This is a genomic window from Salinibacillus aidingensis (genome assembly GCF_039522525.1).
Lineage (GTDB): Bacteria > Bacillota > Bacilli > Bacillales > Alkalibacillaceae > Salinibacillus > Salinibacillus aidingensis.
The window spans coordinates 586,128-606,759 of record NZ_BAAADO010000003.1 but is presented as its reverse complement, the minus strand read 5'-3'; the positions used below and the strand labels follow the sequence as shown (position 1 = coordinate 606,759).

Annotated in this window: 16 protein-coding genes, 1 rRNA gene and 2 riboswitches; of the genes, 2 read left to right on the top strand and 15 right to left on the bottom strand. The window is 40.9% G+C overall.

From position 1 onward, the window contains the following. Nucleotides 1–97: ribosomal RNA gene (locus ABD006_RS09935) — 16S ribosomal RNA — on the bottom strand; the annotation flags it as partial. 780 nt (nucleotides 98–877) lie between these two features. Then, entirely contained in the window at nucleotides 878–2,290 is a 1,413-nt protein-coding gene (locus ABD006_RS09930; RefSeq protein ID WP_343840241.1) for a hypothetical protein, read from the bottom strand. A 367-nt stretch (nucleotides 2,291–2,657) separates the two neighbouring features. Here ABD006_RS09930 and ABD006_RS09925 point away from each other — a divergent pair, with 367 nt between their 5' ends. Next, nucleotides 2,658–3,113 (top strand): helix-hairpin-helix domain-containing protein, encoded by a 456-nt coding sequence (locus ABD006_RS09925; RefSeq protein WP_343840238.1) that lies wholly within the window; start codon nucleotides 2,658–2,660, stop codon nucleotides 3,111–3,113. 137 nt (nucleotides 3,114–3,250) lie between these two features. Here the strand turns inward: ABD006_RS09925 and ABD006_RS09920 are convergent, their stop codons facing one another. The 4 genes from ABD006_RS09920 to ABD006_RS09905 form a co-directional block, all read right to left on the bottom strand. Beyond that, complete coding sequence (locus ABD006_RS09920; protein WP_343840343.1) at nucleotides 3,251–4,822, bottom strand: acyl-CoA synthetase; 1,572 nt, start codon at nucleotides 4,820–4,822, stop codon at nucleotides 3,251–3,253. A 292-nt stretch (nucleotides 4,823–5,114) separates the two neighbouring features. After that, the gene (locus ABD006_RS09915) at nucleotides 5,115–6,335 is read right to left on the bottom strand and encodes a DUF819 family protein (RefSeq protein ID WP_343840235.1); all 1,221 of its coding nucleotides are present in this window, start codon (nucleotides 6,333–6,335) and stop codon (nucleotides 5,115–5,117) included. 321 nt (nucleotides 6,336–6,656) lie between these two features. Then, nucleotides 6,657–7,952, bottom strand: a complete 1,296-nt coding sequence (locus ABD006_RS09910; protein WP_343840231.1) for a nucleobase:cation symporter-2 family protein — start codon at nucleotides 7,950–7,952, stop codon at nucleotides 6,657–6,659. Beyond that, nucleotides 7,949–8,536, bottom strand: coding sequence for a xanthine phosphoribosyltransferase (locus ABD006_RS09905; RefSeq protein WP_343840228.1), 588 nt, complete (start codon nucleotides 8,534–8,536; stop codon nucleotides 7,949–7,951). Before ABD006_RS09905 ends, ABD006_RS09910 begins: the two co-directional genes overlap by 4 nt. A gap of 122 nt (nucleotides 8,537–8,658) precedes the next feature. Beyond that, nucleotides 8,659–8,760, bottom strand: a riboswitch (purine riboswitch). Between the two features lie 129 nt (nucleotides 8,761–8,889). Beyond that, a riboswitch (purine riboswitch) is annotated at nucleotides 8,890–8,991 on the bottom strand. 344 nt (nucleotides 8,992–9,335) lie between these two features. Between ABD006_RS09905 and ABD006_RS09900 the strand changes: the two genes are divergently transcribed. After that, entirely contained in the window at nucleotides 9,336–10,769 is a 1,434-nt protein-coding gene (locus tag ABD006_RS09900) for an alanine/glycine:cation symporter family protein (RefSeq protein WP_343840225.1), read from the top strand. A gap of 145 nt (nucleotides 10,770–10,914) precedes the next feature. Here the strand turns inward: ABD006_RS09900 and ABD006_RS09895 are convergent, their stop codons facing one another. The 9 genes from ABD006_RS09895 to ABD006_RS09855 form a co-directional block, all read right to left on the bottom strand. Beyond that, on the bottom strand, nucleotides 10,915–11,952 hold the full coding sequence (locus ABD006_RS09895; RefSeq protein ID WP_343840222.1) for an aldose epimerase family protein: 1,038 nt from the start codon (nucleotides 11,950–11,952) through the stop codon (nucleotides 10,915–10,917). Between the two features lie 78 nt (nucleotides 11,953–12,030). Next, complete coding sequence (gene manA / locus ABD006_RS09890; RefSeq protein ID WP_343840220.1) at nucleotides 12,031–12,987, bottom strand: mannose-6-phosphate isomerase, class I; 957 nt, start codon at nucleotides 12,985–12,987, stop codon at nucleotides 12,031–12,033. 195 nt (nucleotides 12,988–13,182) lie between these two features. Then, complete coding sequence (gene opuFB / locus ABD006_RS09885) at nucleotides 13,183–14,703, bottom strand: osmoprotectant update ABC transporter permease/substrate-binding subunit OpuFB (RefSeq protein WP_343840217.1); 1,521 nt, start codon at nucleotides 14,701–14,703, stop codon at nucleotides 13,183–13,185. Beyond that, nucleotides 14,687–15,658 carry an ABC transporter ATP-binding protein gene (locus ABD006_RS09880; RefSeq protein WP_343840214.1) on the bottom strand — a complete coding sequence of 324 codons (972 nt, stop codon included), beginning with the start codon at nucleotides 15,656–15,658 and terminating at the stop codon, nucleotides 14,687–14,689. Before ABD006_RS09880 ends, opuFB begins: the two co-directional genes overlap by 17 nt. Nucleotides 15,659–15,792: 134 nt before the next feature. Continuing rightward, nucleotides 15,793–16,212 (bottom strand): arsenate reductase (thioredoxin), encoded by a 420-nt coding sequence (arsC, locus tag ABD006_RS09875; RefSeq protein ID WP_343840211.1) that lies wholly within the window; start codon nucleotides 16,210–16,212, stop codon nucleotides 15,793–15,795. A 75-nt stretch (nucleotides 16,213–16,287) separates the two neighbouring features. Then, nucleotides 16,288–17,586 carry an arsenic transporter gene (locus ABD006_RS09870; RefSeq protein WP_343840209.1) on the bottom strand — a complete coding sequence of 433 codons (1,299 nt, stop codon included), beginning with the start codon at nucleotides 17,584–17,586 and terminating at the stop codon, nucleotides 16,288–16,290. 15 nt (nucleotides 17,587–17,601) lie between these two features. Continuing rightward, nucleotides 17,602–17,946 (bottom strand): ArsR/SmtB family transcription factor, encoded by a 345-nt coding sequence (locus tag ABD006_RS09865; RefSeq protein ID WP_343840341.1) that lies wholly within the window; start codon nucleotides 17,944–17,946, stop codon nucleotides 17,602–17,604. 145 nt (nucleotides 17,947–18,091) lie between these two features. Further along, a complete protein-coding gene (locus ABD006_RS09860; protein WP_343840207.1) occupies nucleotides 18,092–18,829 on the bottom strand; it encodes an EAL domain-containing protein in 738 nt (245 codons plus the stop codon). A gap of 80 nt (nucleotides 18,830–18,909) precedes the next feature. Further along, nucleotides 18,910–20,619: a methyl-accepting chemotaxis protein gene (locus ABD006_RS09855; protein WP_343840205.1), complete on the bottom strand. Its 1,710-nt coding sequence runs from the start codon at nucleotides 20,617–20,619 to the stop codon at nucleotides 18,910–18,912. Nucleotides 20,620–20,632 lie beyond the last annotated feature (13 nt).

Sequence of the window (20,632 nt, the reverse complement as noted above, 5' to 3'; positions counted from 1 at the left end):
TCATCCCGAAGGAATCAACTTGTTTCACGCGCTCGACTTGCATGTATTAGGCACGCCGCCAGCGTTCGTCCTGAGCCAGGATCAAACTCTCCAATAAGTTTGGATGTTAAAATCCATAATGCTCATATTCAAAATGCTATTTAAATAGCGAATTGACGTACTGGTTGTTTTGTTCAGTTTTCAAAGTTCGAAGCCAGTTGCCTTTAAAGCAACTTAATTAGTATATCAAGTTATCAAATGAAAGTCAATAACTTTTTTAGTTTGTTTTGTTCGCCGTTTAAAGCGACAAATAATAATATAACATGCTTAATGATTCATTTCAATAGGTAATTATAAAATAAAGAATTACATTTGCTGTTTTTGCAGCGACGACTATTAATTTATCATGAATCATCTTATCACTTCAACAACAAATTATTACCAAAAAAAGAATAACACTTTTAAAAGCGACAAAATTAAATTTACCATAGAAGAACATGTATTAACAATAGTAAATGTCTGGTAATTAATTTGTAGTTCCTTTGTTCCTTTGCGATGTCGTTTTTTAACGACAAAAATTAATATACCATGATTACGTACCTGGCACAATACATTTTCTTCTGTAATTTTTTCCAGTACTCATAACTACTGTTTCCAGACCCAAACCCTCATAAGCATAATCTGCTTATGCAATTGACCCTGAACAGTCGCCTCCGCTTTTCTTTGTCCAGCTGCGGCTCCTAGGTCAAGGCGGATATAAACCATTAATTATCTACATCATATTTTCCAAATACACTAAAAGGCTTATACATCTAATTTCTTTTTTAGATTATGTATAAGCCTTTTCAATTATTATACATTTGTTTACTTTATTTAAGTTTTTTATTTACTCATTCCTTTAAAACCAGATAAGAACCATCGTCTGGATATATATTTGAACCAAAATATAGAACACAATGGCATATGCAAGATTAAACTGGATCCCGTTCTTAAATCCGCTCATTCCATTTTGTCCACTTAAGATAATGTTAGGCATCAGTAATGGGGATATCAAAATTGATACCACACTTCCTGAAGTAATGGCCAGAACAATAATCTCAGGTGGATAGGGAAGGGATATATTCTGAAGGATGCCAGCCACAAGAACCATAACTGTTAATGGTCCTAAACCTAAGAAACCCAGGATGATCACAATAAAAGGAAGAAAATAAAGAAAGTTCATGCCGGGCAGGGATTCCTGAATAAACTCGACACCAAATATAACCGCATCTTCAAAACCGGTCTGGTTTAAGCTGTAGATCATCATACCAGCACCAAGCATGACACTGAATTGATAGGATTGATTGACAACTCCCTTGCTAAAGTATGTTTTAGCTTCATCAGCAAGTTTTCCGGTACGTTTTTTTACAATAAAATAGGCAAACGTCCACACGATAACCACTAAAGGAACTATTACCATTAAATCAACAGACCAGAGCTCATGGAGTATAAAAATAGAGCCAAAAAGTGTGATAAATAGAATCATGAATTCCCCGGTTTTATTTGCCTGCTCATATTCTGGTGTTTCGTGGAGGGTATCTTTCATTTCCTTATTGATGATTTCCGTTAAATGCACCCCATATTTCTTTTCTTCAAAGTATGAAAAGAGGACAGCTACCGTCAATCCACATAGGGAAATAAAAAATCCCTGAATGATTGAAAGCCATAAAGAGGCATCCAGTGCTTCTACAGCATAAATAAAGCTGGGAATCGTGACGACCCATATGGTAGAAAGAGCAAAGGAACGTACCAAAGCCGTTCCTTTAAACCGTTCCAGAGGCTCTCCATGGTGATTCCCGATCATTTTATTTACAAATTGATACATCATCGGAATGGAGCCAAATAATAAAAAGTAGGCAATCACCTGAGTAAAGGAAGCAATTCCGATATACATTTTCCGGCTTGTGTTAATAAACCGATAGCTGGCACGCATGATGCTTTCAATATAAGGCTCGGTATTTAATACCCAGCTGATCATCGGAATGATAACCAGAAGTCCAATGATATCTCGCATTAATATCATTCCATTACGAAGGCCATCAATAATGGAAGTGTCAGATAAAATGAGAATGATCAGACCTGTTCCGACAAGAAATAAAGGCAATTTAAATTTTGTAAATGATAGCAGCAGGGCAGCCAATACAAACAGAAACAGACCGCTGACTGCTTCGATATGTAATAAAAATTCACTAGGATAGAAATACGTTATGAAGTGTAATAAGGCATATAAGGTTATGGAGGCGCTTAATCCCCATCTCATATAGGTATACATACATTAACTCCTTTAAAAATCTTACGTTATTGACCCTGCAGGAAACGTTTAACTTCCTTACTTACTATTACTTTGTTGCAATTAAATGATATCACTATTTTCAATTAATTTTTTATGATGGTCAACCCAAATCCGGGCATCGTTCAGGATTAGCTCCAGGGCAACAATCATACGATTATCCCCTTACGAAACCTCCTCTCCTTGTTTTGGCATCTGATTCATGGGTATGGTAAGATCCCTATTAATACTCCCCATTACACATACTCCTGGATCCTTCATGTACTTTATCTATTGTTCCTGAAAAAGGGTTTCTTAAAGAATAACAGAATGTATTATTAAAGAAATGCTTTAAAAGGAGATGTTTAAATTGGCTGCACCTAAGCTTTCATTACTCTCTGACGAAAAGAACAGGCTGAGAAAAGCAGGAATCAAAATCAGCAATATAAAAGATTCCAGCCCCGACGAGTTAGCACAGGTGATGGGGGCATCTATAATTAGAGCAAGAAAGATCATTGCTATGGCACGCTTTCAGGAAGCACCTTCGATTGGGCCTGCGCTGGCAGAAAAGATAGTGGATGACCTTGAAATTTATGATTTACATACATTAAAGGATAAGGATGGCGGAAAATTGTTTGATCTGCTTGAACAGCAATTGGGGGTTTGGACAGATCCTTGTGTGGAAGACCAGATTCGCTGCTTAATTTTCTACGCCCAAAACCCCCATAGTGACAGAAGCTGGTTTGATTTTACGAAAGAACGGAAAGCCTATCGCAATCAGCACGGATACCCTGACACCAGACCAAAAAAAGCATGGTATGAATGAAAAAATGCGATTTGAAATGATTTGTTTTTCTTCCATGATCAATGTTAAGTCGAAAAGGATTCCTAATGAACGAACGAAAAATCCCGTACCACTTATATAAAAGTGATACGGGATTTTGTATTAACATTTATCGTTTTTTACTTCCTGCTTAAGTGTTCGAATTCCTCCCTTAAAGTTCGCTTCAGAACTTTTCCACTCGGATTTTTCGGTAGTTCTTCTTTAAATGCTACATGCTTCGGAACTTTAAATGCAGATAAATGATCTTTACAGAATTCGATGACGTTCTCCTCAGTTACGTCGGCATTATACTTTGGTACAATAACAGCTGTGACAGCTTCAATCCAATATGCATCTGAAATTCCGATCACAGCCACTTCGGAAATGCCATCCATCTGATAAATCGCTTCTTCAACTTCCCGGCTCGACACATTGACGCCACCGGTTTTAATCATATCCTTTTTCCGATCCACAATGGTTATGTACCCGTCCTCATCCATTACTCCTAAATCACCACTGTGAAACCAGCCATTTTTAAAGGCTTCTGCCGTTTTCTCCGGATCGTAAAGGTAGCCTTTCATGGCGTGTGGGGTTCGATGGACAATTTCACCCATCTCTCCCCTTGGTACTTCTTCATCATTATCATCAACGATTTTAGTTTGCATATTAAGGCTTGGTTTTCCTGCTGAGCCTAATTTACGAAGCTGATCTTCCGGTTGAAGCGCCGTTGCAAGGGGAGCTACCTCTGTCTGGCCGTAAAAATTCCAGAACCGCGCTTTAGGGAGACGCTCTGAAAGCTCTTTAAGTACTTCCCGTGGCATAATCGCAGCTCCATAATAGCATTTTTCCAAAGAGGATAAATCCCGGCTATCAAAATCAGGGTGACGAAGGAGAGCAATCCAGACAGTTGGCGGGCAGAATAACTGTGTAGCCCCCTCTTTTTCAACCGTCTCAAGCATGACCTCAGGATTGGCTCCGTCCAGAATAATGCCACTTGCCCCAAGATAAATACTTGGTCCCAGGAAGCAATGAAGCTGGGCACTATGATAAAGAGGCAAAGCATGGACAAAAACATCCTGTTCAGCCATGTCTCCGTCAACAATGCAGCTGACATATTCACTTATAAGACTTTTATGTGTCAGCATTACCCCTTTTGGCCGGGATTCTGTACCGCTCGTATAAAGGACATGAGCAAGATCGTCATCCTCAATATTTTCATCAATAAATTCTGCCGACTGGTCCTTTCGTGCTGTGGAAAGAGGTGTCCATCCTGATAGCTGTGTTGAAATTTCGCTTGATTCAGGAACATCCATTAAATAACGAAATTTAATTTCCAGGTATCCCGCTGACTGGTCTAAAACAGGAGCATATTCCTCGGAAGCAATAAAACCGCTAACCCCGGCATGATCAAGAATATACGCGACATCGTCCGTTGTCAGCATATAGTTAATCGGAATCATGACCGCACCAATGCGGGCCAAAGCAAAATTAGCAATCACAAAATCGAGGCTGTTTCTGGACATGACGGTAATCATATCCCCTTTTTTCATCCCGTCCTCTAAAAAAGCACGGGCCGTCTGATTAACCAGATCATCCATTTCCTCGTAATTTAAGCGCTGATCCCGATACGCTAAAGCAAACTTATCCGGCATCCTCTCTCTCGTACGCGCAAGTAAGTCTCCTAATGTGTTTCGCCTTGCCCTCTCCAGCATTTGACTTAATCCCTCATTGACATTCGTATTTAACCTCAAGAACAATACACTCCTTCAAACCATTTTGAGGACATTACTTGCTGAATATTCTGTAATTTTAGTTTATTTTAGTTCCAGCGTATAATCAAGTTCTAAAAAGCTTAGGTATTGTCGAATGGACAGGAACCATTCGTTATATGGATGGCTTCGTTACAAAAATCCCTTTTCAACGAGGATTCCAATTGTAAACAGTCTCAAATAAAGAGAGCGTGATAAGCAGTTCCCTGCTCTCCACGCTCTGTTAAACATTCTATTAAAAGGTGCTAAACCAAAAGCCAATCACCGAGCCGATATAATTTCCAATAATATAACCGAGAGTACCTACAATCAATATAGGTGCCACCAGCTTACTCCAGCCTTTGGAAATGGCCATCGCTGCTGCGGTTGTCGGACCGCCAATGTTGGCATTACTGGCAACAATCACATCCTCCAGGTTAAACTTAAACATCTTCCCTAGAGCAAAAGAGATGATCATATTCAGGCCAACCATAATGAACACCAATACAAATAACAGCGGTGCATTTTGCAGAATAAGTGGCAGGGAAGCCGGTACACCGATGACGACAAAGAATATATAAATTAAATAAGTGCCGATTTCCTGAGCTCCGTTAATTTTTTCAAAAAATCCGGAGAAAACGGTGACCGCCAGTACAGTAATGGTCGTTAGCATTAAGTAAGGATCCCCGAATAATCCATTTAAAGCATTAAATAGAAAAGATTCCTGTTCACCTGCTGGAATCACACCTGCAAACCAATCGGCTAATGTGAACGAGATGGCAACTAACGTAAATGCAGTCCCGACAGCAATTCCAATATCCTGTAACGAAATCTCTTTTCCTTTCCAATAGGCGGCAGCCAGATTCCCCTCTTCATTGCCACTCCATTCTTCTACTTCATTTACGTGAGGCGTTTTAAAATGCTTCCTGAAAAACTTCAACGCCGGAATGACCATTAATACAAGGAAATAGAGAGCCATCATCATATTATCGGCAACAACGGCCGATGAAATAAGCTCTGACGGAGTATCAAATTTTGCCGATAATGCGGCCAGATTCACACTTCCTCCTATATAAGAACCTGTCATCATTCCGGCAATTTCGTCCAGAGCCGGGATAAAATCCTTTAATAAGAAAAAGCCGATGACTGCCCCTGCAACCGTTCCAATTGCACTAAGGAAAAACATAAATAAAAGTCTTCTGCTCTCTTTCCATATCCGTAACAAGTTCGACTGAAACAGAAGGAGTGGTATCGCCAGAGGAACAACATAATTCCAGACGGTGTCATAAACCGGTGATTCAATCGGAATGACATTTAAATTGGCTAAAAGCATAGCACCCACAAGAGCGATAATGGCACCTGATACCTTCGATGCCCAGGCATATTTCTGCTCAAGATAAATACTCACAGCTGCCCAGCCGGCTAAAAAGGCCCAGAGAATCCAGACATCATCTGATTGTATCAATGAAAACAGCATCCATTACACCTACTTTACCTTTTTTCTAACGTTACTATAACATAACTTAGGCGTCATTCGTACGGTGTATGGATCAAAAACCATTCATGAAGAACATCCAACCAAAGAAGCGTGACTTGAATGTCCTTTAGGCTGCCTGTAAAACATTGACGAAGCGAAACGTTTTAAGCCTTCATAAATATGCTTGAACTGGACTTATCCGTCTGATTTACTATCCATAGAATAACCTATTTCTCTGCACAAACACAAAATCGCCTGGAGATCCAGACGATTTCTTTATGAATGAGTGTTCAGGTATAAACCTGCTGAATGATCAGTTCCTTATGCTGATTGTGCTTCCTGTTCGGTGATTACCTTGGAGGATTTCCTGGAAGGCAGCATGTTAAACAATATGTTCAGAATAATAGCCGTCACACTGCCAGCCACGATTCCATTGCTTGTTAAAATCTGAATGCTTTGCGGCAGTTGAGAAAACAATTCAGGTACAACAGTAACGCCTAATCCCATTCCAACTGAACAGGCAACAATCATAGAGTTTTCAGGGGAATCAGGGATGACCCGGCTCAGCATTTTAATTCCCTGGGAAATAACCATACCGAACATGGCAACCATGGCGCCACCTAACACAGAGGTAGGAATAATCGTAGTTATAGCTGCAATTTTCGGTACAAAACCAAGCGTAACCAGCATAATTCCAGTTAAAAGAATAACTTTTCTCGATTTAACCCCTGTCATTTGCATTAATCCTACATTCTGAGAAAAAGCCGTATAAGGAAAGGCGTTGAAAATCCCGCCTAATAGGATTGCCAGCCCTTCAGCCCGGTATCCTTTTGATAAATCCTTTTCCGTTAACTTTTGATCTGTCATATCACTTAAGGCAAAGTATACCCCTGTGGATTCAACCAGGGAAACAATGGCGACCAGTACCATGGTTAAAATCGCTGACCACTGAAATGTCGGGGTTCCGAAATAAAATGGCTCAACCATATGAAAAACAGATGCCTCTCCTACGGCAGAAAAATCGACCTTTCCCATTACGATTCCTGCCAGCGTACCTGCTCCTAACCCTAATAAAATTGAGATAGACCGGATAAATCCCTTTGTAAAACGGTACAACAGAACAATAAAGATCAAGGTGCCGAATGCTAGAGAAATATTGGAAATGGAGCCAAAATCACTTGCTCCTTCTCCACCGCCCATATTATTTATGGCTGTGGGAATTAAAGTAAGACCTATAATCGTGACTACCGTTCCTGTTACAACCGGCGGAAAAAAACGAACTAACTTTCCAAAGAACCCGCTAATAAAAACAACGATGGCCCCTGAAGCAAGAATGGCCCCATATACAGCAGAAACACCATATTGACCTCCAATAGCAATCATCGGACCTACTGCCGTAAACGTACATCCAAGCACTACAGGAAGACCAATTCCAAAAATACGATTATTTAACACTTGTAAAATGGTAGCAACCCCGCACATTAGTATATCGATAGCCACTAAATAAGTCAGCTGCTCCGATGTTAATCCTAAAGCCTCTCCGACTATGAGTGGAACTAAAATCGCCCCTGAGTACATCGCCAATAGATGCTGGAAACTTAACGCTGCCGTTTTCATACCGTTACATCCTCCTTCTGAAATCGTATTTTCTGATCGGATAAAGAATCAATAATAGCTAAAGATTCAATATGTATGCCTTTTTCTCTCAGCATGCGTCCTCCATCCTGAAATCCTTTTTCAATGACAATACCAACTCCGGCAAGGGTGGCATCCGCCTGCTTTACAATCTCACTTAGCCCAAGCACAGCCTGACCATTCGCTAAGAAATCATCAATGAGTAAAACCTGATCTCCTGAGGAAAGGAAGTCCCTGGATATGGAAATTTGATTTCTCTCCTGTTTCGTATACGAATAAACCTCCGCTGAATACAGATCATCTGCCAGTGTCAGAGATTTTCTTTTTCTGGCAAATACAGCAGGAACACCAAGCTCCAGGGCTGTCATCGCTGCAGGAGCAATCCCTGAAGACTCCAACGTCACAACCTTGGTAATCCCCTTCTCCCTAAATCGATGAGCAAAAGTCTCTCCCATTTCTTTCATGAGTTCCGGATCAATCTGATGATTTAAAAATGAGTCAACTTTCAATACCGTACTGGACAAAACCCTTCCATCACGCAAAATTCTTTCCTGTAATCGCCTCATATGAATCCTCCTTACTAAGAAAAAAACTCGAAATGACGATCTCCACCAAATCCATGAAGAAGCAATCATTTCGAGTCATTCAATCAACTCAAATTGTACAGGTAAGGATATATTGGTATCCTTACCGTCCCATTGCTTTTCATAGTCGATCTATTTACGGTAGATCGGTAGAAACTTGCAGGCCATATTCCCGCGATTATATGAAAAACCCCATATTCAATTTTCAAGCCCAACCCTGAATTAGTAATTAATGAAAAAACTGCCCGACTCCCTTGTTTCATCGACATATGAAAACAAGGAAATCGGACAGTTTCAGCTCATTAAGGTTATAAAAAACCTGATTGCTACACGTTTTTCCGTTCCCTGCTTTCCATAGTCGATTTATTTACGGTAAATCGGTAGAGACTTGCAGGCCGTATTCCTGCATTTATATGAAAAGCTTATTGAATTGATAGGTACAGTATAGCATGCTGATTGACAAAAACAACCCTTCATACAAAATTTTGATTTTTTTGATATTTAAACAGACAGATAACACCTAACCCTTTAAAGTATGGAAACCTGCGTACCTGCAAAGGCTATCACTTAAGGTATACTCTCTTGACACTGAACATTTTCATTACTTTAAAATATACAAGTCCTTTGATTTTCGATATAATTGGAGCATTCTGTTACATATTAACACCCATCTTTCTCCAGTTTTACACCCTTCAGCACCTGTGCAATACATGATGTCATAACCGTTCATACGAATTCATACGTAAACTTATAAAGGTAAAGTGGAAAGGAGTACACCAGGATGGAAACGTTAGAAAATATATTAAGCAGTATTATCGATTTGGGGAATACGATTTTCTGGGATTATATTCTTATTTATTTATTAATTGGCGCAGGAATTTATTTCACGTTTCGCAGTCGTTTTGTCCAATTTCGCCTCTTTAAAAACATGTTTGGGGTAATAGGAGAAGAAGCTGTAGAACAAAGTGGAAAACGAGGGATAAACGCATTTCAGGCTTTTAGTATAAGTATTGCATCCCGTGTAGGAACAGGAAACTTAGCTGGTGTGGCATTGGCTGTTGCCATTGGTGGACCTGGAGCTGTGTTCTGGATGTGGGGGGTTGCTTTAATCGGTATGGCAACTGCTTTTATTGAAAGCACGCTTGCTCAGGTTTATAAAGTTCCGGATGAAGATGGATTTCATGGAGGGCCGGCTTATTACATTGAACGGGCACTGGGTCAAAAATGGATGGCTGTTTTATTTTCTATTCTTATCACCATCACGTTTGGTCTGATTTTTAACGCCGTTCAGGCCAACACCATTTCTATGGCTGTCGAACAGGCCTTTAATATCGACCGTACATGGACTGGAATCATATTAGTGGTTCTGGCAGGTTTCATCATATTTGGAGGTATTAAGCGAATTGCCATTGTATCAGGAACCATTGTCCCGATTATGGCGGTGATTTATATTGCTGTATCCTTTATCGTCGTATTAATGAATATTTCGGAAATCCCGAGAATTTTCACGATGATCTTTCAGCATGCGTTTGGCATCGAACAGTTTGTCGGTGGGGGAATGGGTATTGCCCTTATGCAGGGAATTAAGCGGGGGCTTTTCTCCAACGAAGCCGGTATGGGGAGTGCGCCTAATGCAGCGGCTACAGCCGGCGTAAGTCATCCCGCAAAACAGGGACTGGTTCAATCCCTGGCCGTCTTTTTTGATACGATCGTCATCTGCAGCTTCACAGCCTTTATCATTCTGCTTTATGAAGACTTTGCGAGTGTAACGGAGGATGGCATACAGTTAACACAGGTAGCCTTTAGTGCGCAAATCGGAAACTGGGCAACCATTTTCATCGCCCTTACCATTTTCTTATTCGCCTTTAGTTCACTTATTGGAAATTATTACTATGGCGAAACCAATATCGACTTCATGAAAACTGCCGGTCCTTTTCGGAACATTTATCGATTTGCTGTATTAGCTATGGTGTTCCTCGGTTCCAGAGCCTCCATTGATATTGTCTGGAATATGGCAGACTTATTTATGGCTATGATGGCTGTTGTAAACTTGATTGCTATTCTGCTATTAGGCAAAATTGCGATGGCCGTGTTAAATGACTATATAAAACAGAAGAAAGCAGGAAAAGATCCGCAATTCCATGTTTCAAATATACCAGGATTGAAAAATGTATCCTGGTGGGGTGCACAGGAAGAAGAACATAAAAATTCTTAAAGAAAAGAGACTGGGACAAAAGTGTTTTCGCTAAAATAAATCGGAATTATGTTAGGTGCAGGAACCGCCGCTAAGGAAATATACTTTGCTAAGCTATCCCTTCTTTCGGTTTATGACAAAGCGAATTAGTTATGTCCCGGTCTCTTTATTTCTCAGTATCGAACTGAAAAACCGTTCGTTTTTGATAGGTTTCTTCAGGCTTTAAAAAAACACTTGGAAACCCTTTTTCATGTAATGATGCAGGTGAGCTTTGGGTTTCAAAGCAGACACCTGAATACTTTTTCATCGTTCCTTCCGCTAACTTCAGCCCTTCCGGTAGGTGATTGCCCGTATACATGATCATTCCTGGCTCATCCGATTTAACTGACAGAATACGACCGCTGCGTGGATCTTTCATGACTACTTTGATTGGCTCACTCTCATCAAACAGAAAATAATGGTCATAGCCGTTCCCTGCGATTCTATTCTGCTCATGGTTACTATGGATTCCATCCCTCAAATATCGACCTCTGCAAAAATCAAAGGGGGTATTTTCCACCTTAAGTATTCTTCCGGTCGGAATTAATTCCTTATCAAGCTCCACGAATCTGTGACTTTGAATGGTGACCTGATGATCATGAATGGTGTCCTTTGCATTTCCACTCAGGTTAAAGTAGGAGTGATTGGTCAAGGCAATAGGTGTCAGTTGATCCGTAACCGCCTTGTAATTGAGAATCAGCTCGTTGTCGTTCGTTAAGGTATACGTTACCTCTGCCTTTACCTGACCCGGATAACCTCCATCCCCATCTTCACGTACATGAAAGAGATGGACACCAGCCTCATCTGCAGTTTCAAAGGGCTGAGCCTTCCATATCAGACTGTGAAAACCGCTGGATCCCCCATGAAGATGATGGCTCCCGTTATTGGCTTCCAAATGATATGTATGTCCATTGAGTTGAAAGGAAGCCCCTTTAATTCTTCCGGCTACAGGGCCAATCATTGCACCTGAAAAAGTTGAATTATGCTCATATTGCTCAATATCCTGATAGCCTAAGACCACATTTTCAAACTTACCTTCTTTATCCGGAACCAGAATTTTTTTAATGATTCCGCCAAAGTTTAAAACATGCACTTCCATACCATGGTCATTCACCAATTTATAAAGCTTCCATTCATCATTTAATGATTGGGTATCAATATGCAAAACTCTCCCCTCCAAAGGTTTTGACATAGGTATTCACAGCCCTGTATCCAAGGACAAGCCATTTACGATGATATTCTGTTACGTCCAGGAAACGATAAGTTCTGCATTACCAGTTAATTCATACTCCTCAATCCCATAAGGCAGAATAAAATGTGTGCCTTTATTGGCTTCATAGGTCTTTCCTTCGACCGTTATTTCCGCATTTCCCTCGATGACACTTACCTGCAGAAAGTCTTTGTCCAGCTTTTGCATCGTGCGGCCATTCAGGTGCCAATGAGAAACGGCAAAGTACTGAGCCTCTGCAAGACTGGTGATGGTTAAATCATCAACGACCCTTTTGTCCCGGCTAAAGTCCACGGGTTTATGAGGAACCTTTGTTACCTGTTTGGCTCTGTCTAAATGAAGCTCCCGTTTATTTCCCTGATCATCCGTGCGATCATAATCATACACACGATACGTAATGTCAGAGCTTTGCTGGGTTTCCAAAATAACGATTCCCTTTCCGATGGCATGAAGGGTCCCGCTTGGAACATAGATAAAATCTCCCTGTTTCACTTTCACACGCTGCAGTAAATCGTTCCACTCCCCTTGATCCATCATCTGCTCCAATTGCTCACGGGTTTTGGCATGATGCCCAAAAATAATTTCACTATTCTCTTCAGCACTCAGAACATACCAGCACTCTGTTTTGCCATAGGGCTCCCCTTCCACTTCCCGGGCATAGCTGTCATCCGGGTGGACCTGAACAGATAAGTCAGCATTAGCATCTAAAATTTTCACTAATAATGGATAGGCCTCATGTCTGCTGGAGCGTTTATTAAATAACTCTGCGTGATTTTCCCAAGCTTCCTTTAGAGTGTGTCCCTGCAATGGACCATTTTGAATAATGCTTGGGCCATTTGGATGAGCAGAAATCACCCAGGCTTCTCCTGTCTGTTCACTTGGAATTTGATAGCCATATTCTGTCCTTAATTTTTGCCCGCCCCAGATGCGTTCCTGAAAAACGGGTTTTAAAAAGATGGGTTCCTTGTACATGTCTGATCCTCCTGTTAGTATCATCTTCTTTATTTTTTATGGGCCGTATTTTTGGAATTCACTAGAAAAAGAGAGCGCTATTGCTCCCTTTTTTCTTTATTCTACCATATTTTGATGAAGGGTTCGTGTTTAATTCTTGCTGAAATAGGGCAATCCTGTCCATTTGTCATCAAAGGCCCGTAATGTTTTTGCGTATCATTTTCCTAACAATCCTTCTCTCTCTAAGAATTCCCGTGCCACCTCTTCAGCACTTAAGCCTTCAACATTTAAACGATAATTCATTTCCCGCATCTGGTCATCCGTGATGTTTCCACCAAGCTGATTTAATGCGGTTTTAATTTCGGGATACTTGTCAATCGTTTCTGCCCGGAGTAATGGGGCTCCCTGATAAGGCGGAAACAGATTTTTATCATCTTCCAACACTCTTAAATGATATTGACGGATTTCACTGTCTGTAGAATAGGCATCGACTAATTGGATATCACCGGACTCTATGGCATTGTAACGAAGCTGTGGCTCCATAGTGATGACTTCACCAAAGTTTATTCCGTATAAATCTTGTATCCCTTTGTAACCATCCTCTCGATCATTAAACTCGAGGGTAAATCCTGCGGTCATTTCCTCCACTATGGGCTCCAAATCTGATATGGTCTGTACGCCTTGATTTTCCGCAATTTTTTTAGGCATCGCTAATGCATAGGTATTGTTATAAGCCATAGGTTCCAGGAACACCATATTAAACTGTTCCTTCAAACCCTTTTTCGCCTGCTCATACACTTCCTGCTCATCTCTACTGACGGCCTGTTCGTTGAGAAACTGTACAATCGCTGTTCCGGTAAATTCCGGATAAATATCGATTTCTCCTGTCTTTAAGGCATTGAAAACAAAAGAGGTCTTGCCTAAGCCAGGTTCAAGCTCCACACGCAGATCTGTTTCTTCTTCAATCAGCTGTTTATACATGTTAATTAAAATCTCCGGCTCTGCTCCCAGTTTGCCACCGATAACAATAGTTTCCTGATCATCTTTCAGTAAAGAAGGCGTCGCAATGAACAATGCAGCAATGATCACCAGCGCACCGGTTGTCCTGAAAATGTTACGAAAAGAAAGCTTCTCCATTTTCCGCAATAACACATCAAATAAAATAGCTAAAAGAGCTGCTGGAATAGCCCCTAAAACAATAAGATAAGAATCATTCCGGTCAATTCCAAGCAGAATAATATCACCTAACCCGCCTGCACCAATTAAAGCGGCCAGGGTGGCAGTTCCTACAATGAGCACCATTCCTGTACGGATTCCCGCCATGATTACAGGCATCGCCAGAGGAAGCTCAACCTTTCGCAGCTTTTTCACTGAATTCATGCCCATCGCAGTTGCAGCTTCAAGAAGGGATGGATCAATGTCTTTTATGCCTGTGTATGTATTTCGCAATATCGGCAGCAGGGCATAGGCTACAAGGGCAATGATTGCAGGAAATTTCCCAATCCCTACAAGCGGGATAAGTAAGCCTAGTAAAGCCAGGGAAGGAATCGTCTGAAGGACAGCCGTTACCCCAATAATTGATTCCGCTATTCGTTCTTTACGTGTTAAGTAGACACCAAGCGGTACCGCAATGATGACCGCAAAAAATAAGGAAATAAAAGAAATTTGGATATGTTCAATAAATGCACTAAAAAGCTCTCCTTGTCTTTTCTGAAAAACATCAATCCATGGTTCCATACTGCTGCCTTCTTTCCTTGCCTTGATTTGCCAGATAGCCGAAGATTTGCCGGCGATTCACGGTACCAATCACCTGCTTATCTTTTTCTACATGCAGATGATCCACCCTGGATAAACCGTCAAAAATCTGCTGAAGGGTTGCTTTTGCAGGTAATGTATATTTGATTTCCTGCTTCTGTTCAGATGCAGGGGTAATCAGGTTCTCAAGGTCTACTTTCTGATTTTCAAAAGGACTATTCGTCCCCACAAAGCTTTCGATAAACTCATTGGCAGGATTATGTAAGAGTTCGTCCGGTGATCCCACCTGTTCAACTTTTCCATCACGCATAACACAAATCCGGTCACCAAGCTGTAAGGCCTCCTGCATATCATGAGTGACAAACACAACGGTTTTCTTAATGTTTTGCTGAACGTTTAGGATATCATCCTGCAGCTTTTCTCTCGTAATCGGATCAAGCGCACTAAAGGGTTCATCCATTAAAATGAAATCAGGATCAGCAGCCAGTGCCCGGATCACTCCGACTCTCTGCTGTTCACCTCCTGATAATTCTCCTGGCTTACGATTTCGATAAATGGCTGGATCGAGACCGACCATTTGCATCAGTTCCTCTATGCGCTGCGAAATTTTATCCTCATCCCATTTTTTCAGCTCAGGAACAACAGCTATATTTTCACCAATCGTCATATGTGGAAACAGGGCAATTTGCTGCAGAACATAGCCAATATTCCACCTTAGTTCGTGAATATCATAATCACTGATTCTTTTCCCCTGAATGTATATGGTTCCTTCAGTTAATGGGATTAGTCGATTGATCATTTTGAGGGTTGTCGTCTTACCTGAACCGCTGGGGCCGATAATAACGAAAAACTCGCCCTCTTTAATACTGAGCTCAATATTCTCTACGGCATGCGTTCCGTCCGCGTAAGTCTTACTTACATTTTGAAAGGTAATCATTGAATTACTCCTCATTCGGCAAATTTTGATTTTTTCCACTGAAATTAGTTTATATTTTCATTGTTAACAAAATCCAGAAACAATTCAAAATAAAAGGGCTGATCATTCAACAATGATCAGCTGTAATCTTCTAATTATTCACCTGTCACGGAAAAACGTTTAATACGTTCTCCAATTTCATCTCTGACACGCTGAAAAACCTGCCATTTCTCCCCATCAGTACCTTCAGCCTTAGCCGGATCATCAAAGCCCCAATGCTCCCGTTTCACATGGGAAGGTGTAGTCGGACAGCGGTCATTGGCATCTCCGCATAGCGTAACCACCATATCCGCGTTGTTTAAGAGCTCGAGATCAATGGTTTCTGATTTTTGATCAGAAATATCGATTCCTGCTTCCTCCATAGCTTTGACCGCATTGGGATTCAGTCCGTGAGCTTCAATGCCCGCACTTTTTACCTGCCAATCATCCCCCAAATGCTTTTTCGCCCAGCCTTCAGCCATCTGACTCCTGCAAGAATTTCCTGTACATAAGAAATAAATCGTTTTTTTAGACATAAGATCGCTCCTTCTGGTGCCTGTCACCACCCGAATTTTCTTGTTTCACAAAATGTTTCACAGGCTGTCTGTGAGTTATAACAGCAGTAGCGTAATATAGAGTCCTATAAGAGTAATGAATAAAATAGGTACAGTCAGAATTATACCGGTCTTAAAATAGGTTCCCCAGGAAATTTTTACACCTTTCTGTGATAATACGTGTAGCCACAATAACGTTGCAAGGGAACCTATTGGTGTAATTTTTGGTCCGAGGTCAGAACCGATCACATTCGCGTAGACAAGTGCTTCACGCAGGACACCTGATGTACTGGTTTCAGCAATAGCCAGGGCATCAATCATCACTGTTGGCATGTTGTTCATAATCGACGACAGAATTGCCGCGAGATAGCCCATCACGATGGTAGCCACGAACAATCCCTGTTCAGCACTTGCCTGAATCAGACCGGCTAATAAGTCCGTCAGGCCGGCATTCCGCAAACCATAGACCACAACATACATCCCAATGGAGAAAAAGACAATGTCCCAAGGCGCCCCTTTAACAACAGCTTTTGTATTCACCGCCTGACTATTCTTCGCCAGCCATAAGAAGATGACGGCAACGCCACCGGCCACAATCGAAACAGGCAGCTGAATAAATTCACTTACAAAATACCCAATTAAAAGAACACCAAGAATATACCAGGAAATACGGAACAGTTTTTCGTCCTGTATAGCTTCTTTGGGTTCCTTCAGCTGGGACCAGTCATAGCTTCGCGGGATACTTTTTCGGAAATAAATAAATAAAACCGTAATGGTAGCCACTAATGAGAACAGGTTCGGAATAATCATTCTCGATGCATATTCTGCAAATCCAATATTAAAAAAGTCCGCCGAAACAATATTTACAAGGTTACTTACCACCAGTGGCAGTGAAGTGGTATCAGCAATAAATCCACTCGCCATGATAAAAGGAAAAATCATTTTTTCTTTAAAATTCAAGTTCCGTACCATAGCTAACACAATAGGCGTTAAAATAAGTGCCGCACCATCATTCGCGAAAAAGGCTGCAACCAGGGCACCTAAGATACTTACATAAACAAACATACGGACTCCATGACCTTTGGCCGCTCTCGCCATATGTAAAGCCGCCCATTCAAAGAATCCAATTTCATCTAAAATTAAAGAAATTAAAATGATAGCAACAAAGGCTAAAGTAGCATTCCAGACAATCTCTGTTACTTCAACGACATCCTGAAAGCCAACCACACCGGCAAGTAAGGCAAGAACTGCTCCACCGATAGCTGACCAGCCGATGGATAGTCCTTTAGGCTGCCAGATGACTAAAATTAATGTTGCCAGAAATATCAGAATCGCTATTATAACGGATAAAGACAAACATAAGACCTCCTGTTAGCAACAAGTAATCCTTGCTCCGCTTTTATCAAGCACCCTTAGCTTATCCCCCTGATCTGGCAGGGTCTGAAGTATTTGTTTGACAAAAGGGTAAAGATTACTTGCCTGATTTAAAGAATAATAAATCCACTGTCCTCTTCGTTCTTCCTTTACCACCCCAGCATCTCTCAATTTTCGAAGGTGCTGACTAATCGCAGGCTGACTCATCTGAAAAATTTCCACAAACTCACAAACACAGCATTCATCCTCATCAAGGATCTTAGCCATTGTTAAGCGGGTTTTATCCCCCAGCAGCTTGAATACATTGGCGACACTCTCCAGATCTATAGCCGTTCTCTCCATCATTTATCAACACCTCCTTTAAGCCTGTATTAGTATATAATGAAATGCTTATATATTCAATGAAGTTGTTTATTTACAATGAAGTCCTGATAAATTCGAAAAAAACCTTCCATACCATCGTATGGAAGGTTTCCTATTAATCCTGTTAAAGATAAATTTCAAGCTGATTCGGTTTCCCAAGAAAGTATCCTTGTCCCAGGGTGATACCTAACATTTTTGCCGTTTCCAGTTCATCTCGGGTTTCAAGCCCCTCTAAAACAAGCTTAATCTCCTGTTTTTTACAATAATTAGAGAAAAAACGAATCATTTCCTGTTTATTTGGGGATTGATGAAGATCCCTGGCAAAATACTTATCCAATTTAATAAAATCCGGATTTAATTCAATGATTCTTTTAAAGGTAGAAGCACCTTTCCCGACATCATCCAGTGCGATGTAAAAGCCAAACGATTGTAATTTTGTGAGTGTTTCATTAAATAAAGGAACATTATGAATCAGCTCTGACTCATTTATTTCCAATACCATATGAACGTCTGACCGAATCCCATCTGGAAAAGCTCCTTTTAATAAAGACAAAAACGTCCGAGACAAAAGTGTTGATGGGTATACATTTAAAAATACATAAACGTCGGAAACTTGATCCACCAGCATTTCATCAAAGGTCTGAATAGCCTTGATGATAGACGCCGTGTCCAGTTCAAATAATCGATTCGTTTCGATAGCCGTATTAAATAAGGTTTCCGGGTTCTGAATATAGTTGGAACGTAATAAACCTTCATATCCAATAATCTTATGTTTCTGTATATCCATAATGGGCTGAAAGTGATGAAAAAACAATTGCTGTTCAATAACGTCATGAAACGTATTGTTTTGAAAGTTATCCATGTTTTCGACTCCTATGCTTCACCATTTCATATTGGGAATCATCTATTCAATCAACCAGCATCCCCATGTTTACTCAAATCTTATAACTTGAAATGACGAATTAATTCATTCAGCTCTTCGGCAAGCTTGGCCAGGTCTTCGGAGCTTTTTGCCACTTCTTCCATTGAAGTGCTTGTCTGTTCTGCAGAAGCTGATGTTTCCTCAACGCCTGCTGCAGATTCTTCTGAAATGGAGGCTATTTCCTCAATGGATGAGCTCATTTCCTGACTTGTACTGGACATTGTTGAAAGTTTATCCGTTACCGTCTTAATATTTGTTGCCATGTCGCTTACAGCTGAATTAATTTTATCAAAGGTCTCTCCTGTAGTTTTAATTTGACTTGTCCCTTTTTCCACCTCTGAGTATCCATTCTGCAAGGAATCAACTACATTGGAGGATTCTTTCTGGATATTGCCTACGATGTCTGTAATATCTGTAACAGAGTCTGCCACTTGTTCTGCCAGCTTTCTTACTTCGTCGGCCACAACCGCAAAACCTCGGCCTTGTTCACCTGCACGAGCCGCTTCGATGGCTGCATTTAAAGCTAGTAGGTTGGTCTGCTCTGCCACATCTTTAATAACGACCACAAGCTTTGAAATTTCTTTGGACTGCTGATCCAATCCCTGTACTTTTTTCACGGCATCCTGGACAATATGATCGATGGTGGTCATTTGCTCTACAGACTGTTCCATTAATTGTTGTCCTTCACCTGTCATTTGCATAACTTCATTGGAAGATTTATATGCATGTTCACCATTTGCATTGGCTTCTTCCACACTGGCTACGAATGACGAGGCATTGGAAGAGAGCTCACTGGCATTATTGGACTGTGACTCAGAACCGGATGCCAGCTCCTGCATAGTGGAGGAGATTTGTTCGGATCCTTCTTTTACCTCATTGGCTGACTGAGTGAGTTCTTCACTTTGGCTGCTTACCGTTTCAGAAATCTCGGAAATTTTTTCTACAATGTCTTTTAGATTTCTACCCATAGCGTTGGTGGATTCAGCTAGTTTACCAATTTCATCACGACCATCGTAATCAATCGCGTCAATGGCCAGGTTTCCTTCAGCTACCATATTGTTAACATGGACAACTTTATTCAAGTTGCGGGAAACGGCACGACTAATGAAGAAGACAATCAATCCTCCAATCACGACCGCTCCAATCATCGATGAAATCAGCACGATAAGAGTTAGTTCCTGACTTGCTTTTGCTTCTTCCACAGCTAAGGCTCGTTCTTCATTCACAACCGTACGCAGTTCCTGAAGAAGATCAACTGTTTCTGATCGGACAGTATCCGCATCTCTAGCCAGAGATTGCATTTCCGTCTTGTCGTTTTGTCTCTCCGCTTGTACCATTTCTTCAGTAAAGAGGGCATTTAATTCTTTATCATTTTCTACAATCTGATTAAAAAGTTTTTCTAATTCGGGTGTATCCATTTTTGGACGAATTTCTGTTTCTAATGTATTAAATTGTTCCCGCCGGTCTTCATATTCTTCAACTAGTACGTCATCACCCGTTTGAGCAAAACGCGCAACCCGAATTCCTTTTGAACGGGTAAGTGACCCCATTTGGGTTACACTAATGGCTCGGTCTCCTCTTCGCTCCAGGGCCTCGATATTATTTCCGGTATTTGTTAAAAGAACGGACACCACACTGGTCATCGCACCGAACAAAATGAACACAATGATTAGCACAGCTCCATACTTCCAACCTATATTTAAATTTTTAAACTTAAGCTTATTTAGCATGTCAGTTTCCCCC

What these genes read in the sequence shown, in the direction of transcription:
- ABD006_RS09930 (WP_343840241.1), bottom strand. Translation starts at nt 2,290, where the DNA reads ATGTATACCTATATGAGATGGGGATTAAGCGCCTCCATAACCTTATAT.
- ABD006_RS09920 (WP_343840343.1), bottom strand. Translation starts at nt 4,822, where the DNA reads ATGCTGGAGAGGGCAAGGCGAAACACATTAGGAGACTTACTTGCGCGT.
- ABD006_RS09915 (WP_343840235.1), bottom strand. Translation starts at nt 6,335, where the DNA reads ATGCTGTTTTCATTGATACAATCAGATGATGTCTGGATTCTCTGGGCC.
- ABD006_RS09910 (WP_343840231.1), bottom strand. Translation starts at nt 7,952, where the DNA reads ATGAAAACGGCAGCGTTAAGTTTCCAGCATCTATTGGCGATGTACTCA.
- ABD006_RS09905 (WP_343840228.1), bottom strand. Translation starts at nt 8,536, where the DNA reads ATGAGGCGATTACAGGAAAGAATTTTGCGTGATGGAAGGGTTTTGTCC.
- ABD006_RS09900 (WP_343840225.1), top strand. Translation starts at nt 9,336, where the DNA reads ATGGAAACGTTAGAAAATATATTAAGCAGTATTATCGATTTGGGGAAT.
- manA (WP_343840220.1), bottom strand. Translation starts at nt 12,987, where the DNA reads ATGTACAAGGAACCCATCTTTTTAAAACCCGTTTTTCAGGAACGCATC.
- opuFB (WP_343840217.1), bottom strand. Translation starts at nt 14,703, where the DNA reads ATGGAACCATGGATTGATGTTTTTCAGAAAAGACAAGGAGAGCTTTTT.
- ABD006_RS09880 (WP_343840214.1), bottom strand. Translation starts at nt 15,658, where the DNA reads ATGATTACCTTTCAAAATGTAAGTAAGACTTACGCGGACGGAACGCAT.
- arsC (WP_343840211.1), bottom strand. Translation starts at nt 16,212, where the DNA reads ATGTCTAAAAAAACGATTTATTTCTTATGTACAGGAAATTCTTGCAGG.
- ABD006_RS09865 (WP_343840341.1), bottom strand. Translation starts at nt 17,946, where the DNA reads ATGGAGAGAACGGCTATAGATCTGGAGAGTGTCGCCAATGTATTCAAG.
- ABD006_RS09860 (WP_343840207.1), bottom strand. Translation starts at nt 18,829, where the DNA reads ATGGATAACTTTCAAAACAATACGTTTCATGACGTTATTGAACAGCAA.
- ABD006_RS09855 (WP_343840205.1), bottom strand. Translation starts at nt 20,619, where the DNA reads ATGCTAAATAAGCTTAAGTTTAAAAATTTAAATATAGGTTGGAAGTAT.